The sequence below is a fragment of the Bartonella sp. AP57NXGY genome, assembly GCF_042195805.1.
GTDB lineage: Bacteria > Pseudomonadota > Alphaproteobacteria > Rhizobiales > Rhizobiaceae > Bartonella.
Genome location: NZ_JBHIOZ010000019.1, coordinates 20,023 through 22,969, shown reverse-complemented (window position 1 = coordinate 22,969; position 2,947 = coordinate 20,023). Strand labels below are relative to the sequence as shown.

The 2,947-nt window shown below is 37.0% G+C and carries 3 protein-coding genes; 1 reads left to right on the top strand and 2 read right to left on the bottom strand.

Features of this window, described 5'->3' with window-relative positions; translation table 11 throughout:
- The first annotated feature begins 170 nt into the window (after positions 1–170).
- Positions 171–593, top strand: coding sequence for a nucleoside-diphosphate kinase (gene ndk, locus ACFIL8_RS03940; RefSeq protein ID WP_375612918.1), 423 nt, complete (start codon positions 171–173; stop codon positions 591–593).
- 329 nt (positions 594–922) lie between these two features.
- Here ndk and pgsA read toward each other — a convergent pair whose 3' ends face one another.
- Together pgsA and uvrC are read right to left on the bottom strand one after the other, a co-directional pair.
- Positions 923–1,504: a CDP-diacylglycerol--glycerol-3-phosphate 3-phosphatidyltransferase gene (gene pgsA, locus ACFIL8_RS03935; RefSeq protein ID WP_273723320.1), complete on the bottom strand. Its 582-nt coding sequence runs from the start codon at positions 1,502–1,504 to the stop codon at positions 923–925.
- A 72-nt stretch (positions 1,505–1,576) separates the two neighbouring features.
- Positions 1,577–2,947, bottom strand: a 1,371-nt coding sequence (gene uvrC / locus ACFIL8_RS03930) for an excinuclease ABC subunit UvrC (RefSeq protein WP_375688966.1), incomplete at its 5' end; no start/stop codon positions are given.

Below are 2,947 nucleotides of genomic sequence, written 5' to 3'. Positions count from 1 at the left end.
ATCTTTATGATGGGATGAGCAATTGCAGGTATTTTTATTAAAGTTTTCTTTATAATTTATTCTATGTTTTTGAGAATTTGTGTAGATTTTTGCAGAGTCACTTGGCAAAGGGTTCCTTGCTCGCTATAGAAATGGCTAGAGAATATTATAAATGAAATAAAGGTGGTTAAATGGCTTTAGAGCGTACTTTTTCGATGATTAAACCAGACGCAACCCGTCGTAATTTGACTGGCGCAATTACTAAAATGCTTGAGGATGCGGAGCTACGTGTTATTGCGTCTAAACGTGTCTGGATGAGCAAACGTGAGGCTGAAAAATTTTATGCTGTTCATAAAGAACGTCCTTTTTTTAGTGAATTGGTTGAATTCATGTCTTCTGGTCCAACCGTTGTACAAGTTTTGGAAGGTGAAAATGCAATAGCTAAAAACCGTGAAGTAATGGGGGCTACGAATCCTAGTGATGCAGAAGAAGGGACAATTCGTAAGGTTCATGCTTTATCGATTGGCGAAAATTCTGTCCATGGATCCGATAGTGCTGAAACGGCAAAAACAGAAATCGCCTTTTGGTTTCCTGAGGTAGAAATTGTTGGTTAATAAAGCGTTTATAATAATAAAGCGTATATAAGAAGCAAAAATCCGAAACACTATATTTCGGTTTTTTGCTTATGAGATTATAGATTTTTTTGAAAGCATATGGAGCATTAATCGTTTTTTTAGCTTTTAATATTGCAGCTGCTTTTACGAAAATATAAAGGCTATTTACTCTTTTTTGAATAGCTTTTATCTACACGTCCCCCTTATTTGTAATGTGCAAAAAAGCATTTTATTGATCTATCATTAATAAAAATAAATCAATCTTATGCTATTCTCATCTCTTATTTAAGTACAAAAAGATAAATCATCATTATAAAATTCCATACTATTCATAGGATAACGTGTTTTAAACCTGCACGAAAATAATCCCACCCTGTCCACAATGTAAGGAGGGCAGAAATCCACAGCATAGTAATGCCAAACTCTACTGTGTAAGGGAAAATTTTATTACCGGCTGGTCCAGCTAAAAGAAATACAATAGCGATCATCTGTACAAAAGTTTTCCATTTTGCAAGACGAGAGACAGGAACACTAACTTTTAACTCCGCCAAATATTCACGTAATCCTGATACAAGAATTTCTCTGCAAAGAATGATAATAGCTGCCCATAGAGTCCACCCAGCGATGGTACTGTCTGCGGCAAGCAAGAGCAAACAAGCAGAGACGAGAAGTTTATCGGCAATTGGATCTAACATGCGACCAATATTGGATGTTTGTTCCCAAATACGAGCAAGGTAACCGTCAAGAAAGTCAGTAATGGATGCAACGATAAAAATAGAAACAGCAATCCAGCGAGTGATATCACTTGATTGTAGTCGCCCTTCTAAAAAAAAGCATGCAACAACCATTGGGACTGCAACAATTCGTGCATAAGTTAAAATATTTGGAAAAGAAAAAGTATGATTTTTCATGGAGCCATTTTTAATTCTTGTGAAAGAGAATATATTTCCTAAACGTAACAAGGCGAAGGTTATGAAACAAGCCTATTTTTCATGAAAATGGTTATAAATTTTTTGTGCAATTGTCATAGAGATTCCCGTAACTTTTTTTAAATCTTCAAATGAGGCACTAGCAACAGCTTTGGCACTTCCAAAATGATGAAGCAATGCACGCTTTCTTGTCGGACCGATATTTTCGATTTCATCAAGTGGGTTTTTGAATGTTGCTTTTTTTCGTTTTATCCTATGAGTTCCAATCGCAAAACGGTGTGCTTCATCACGCAGACGTTGCAAAAAATAGAGGATAGGATCACGTGGAGGAAGTGTAAAGGGGGGAATACCTTTTATAAAAAATCGTTCACGTCCCGCATGACGGTCAACACCTTTGGCGATTCCAACAACTGTGAAGAGATCATTTAATTGTAATTCAGCAAGTATTGCATGTACGCTGTTGATTTGTCCTTCACCACCATCGATTAAGATAAGGTCAGGCCAAATGGGAAAAAGATCATCATCTTTTATGTTATGACTTCTATTTGGCAGATCATGCTCTTTGATAAGGCGTGAAAATCTTCGTTTAATCACTTCTTTCATCATGCCAAAATCATCGCCAGGCGTGATATCTGTTGAGCGAATGTTGAATTTTCGATATTGATTTTTAATAAATCCCATTTGACCAGCAACAATCATAGCCCCTACAGCATTTGTTCCCATGATATGAGAATTGTCATAGACTTCTATCCGGTGTGGAGGAAAAGGTAGTTGGAATGTTTTAGCAAGACCTTGAAGCAATTTTGTATGGGTGGCTGTTTCAGAAAGCTTATGTTCAAGTGCTTCATGAGCATTGAGATAGGCACGATTAACAAGAGTTTTCCGTTCACCTTGTTTGGGTAAAGAGAGGGATACTTTGTGGTTTGCTTTGAGACTAAATGCTTCTGTAAGAAGTGCCTTTTCTTCAATTTCTTCAGATAAAAGGATGCTTTTGGGAAGTGGTTTATCATCGTAAAATTGGGCAAGAAAACTCGCTAAAATTTCAGTGCGGGAAAAAGAGGGATCTGCTTTAGGAAAATAGGCACGGTTTCCCCAATTTTGCCCCATGCGAAAAAAGAACACTTGAATACAGGTCATTCCTTCTTTTTGCGCAATTGCAAATACATCCGCTTCTTTTATCGTTTGAGGATTAATACCTTGATGGCTTTGTATGTGAGAAAGGGCTGATAAGCGGTCACGATAGGAAGCTGCTTGTTCAAAATCAAGATTTTCTGCGGCTTTATGCATAGCTTGAACCATATCGCTTTTAATAGATTGATCTTTTCCCGAAAGGAACGCTTTTGCTCCTTTCACCAGTTCTTTATAATCACTGTCACTAATTTCATGAGTACAAGGTGCAGAACATCGCTTAATTTGATAAAGCAA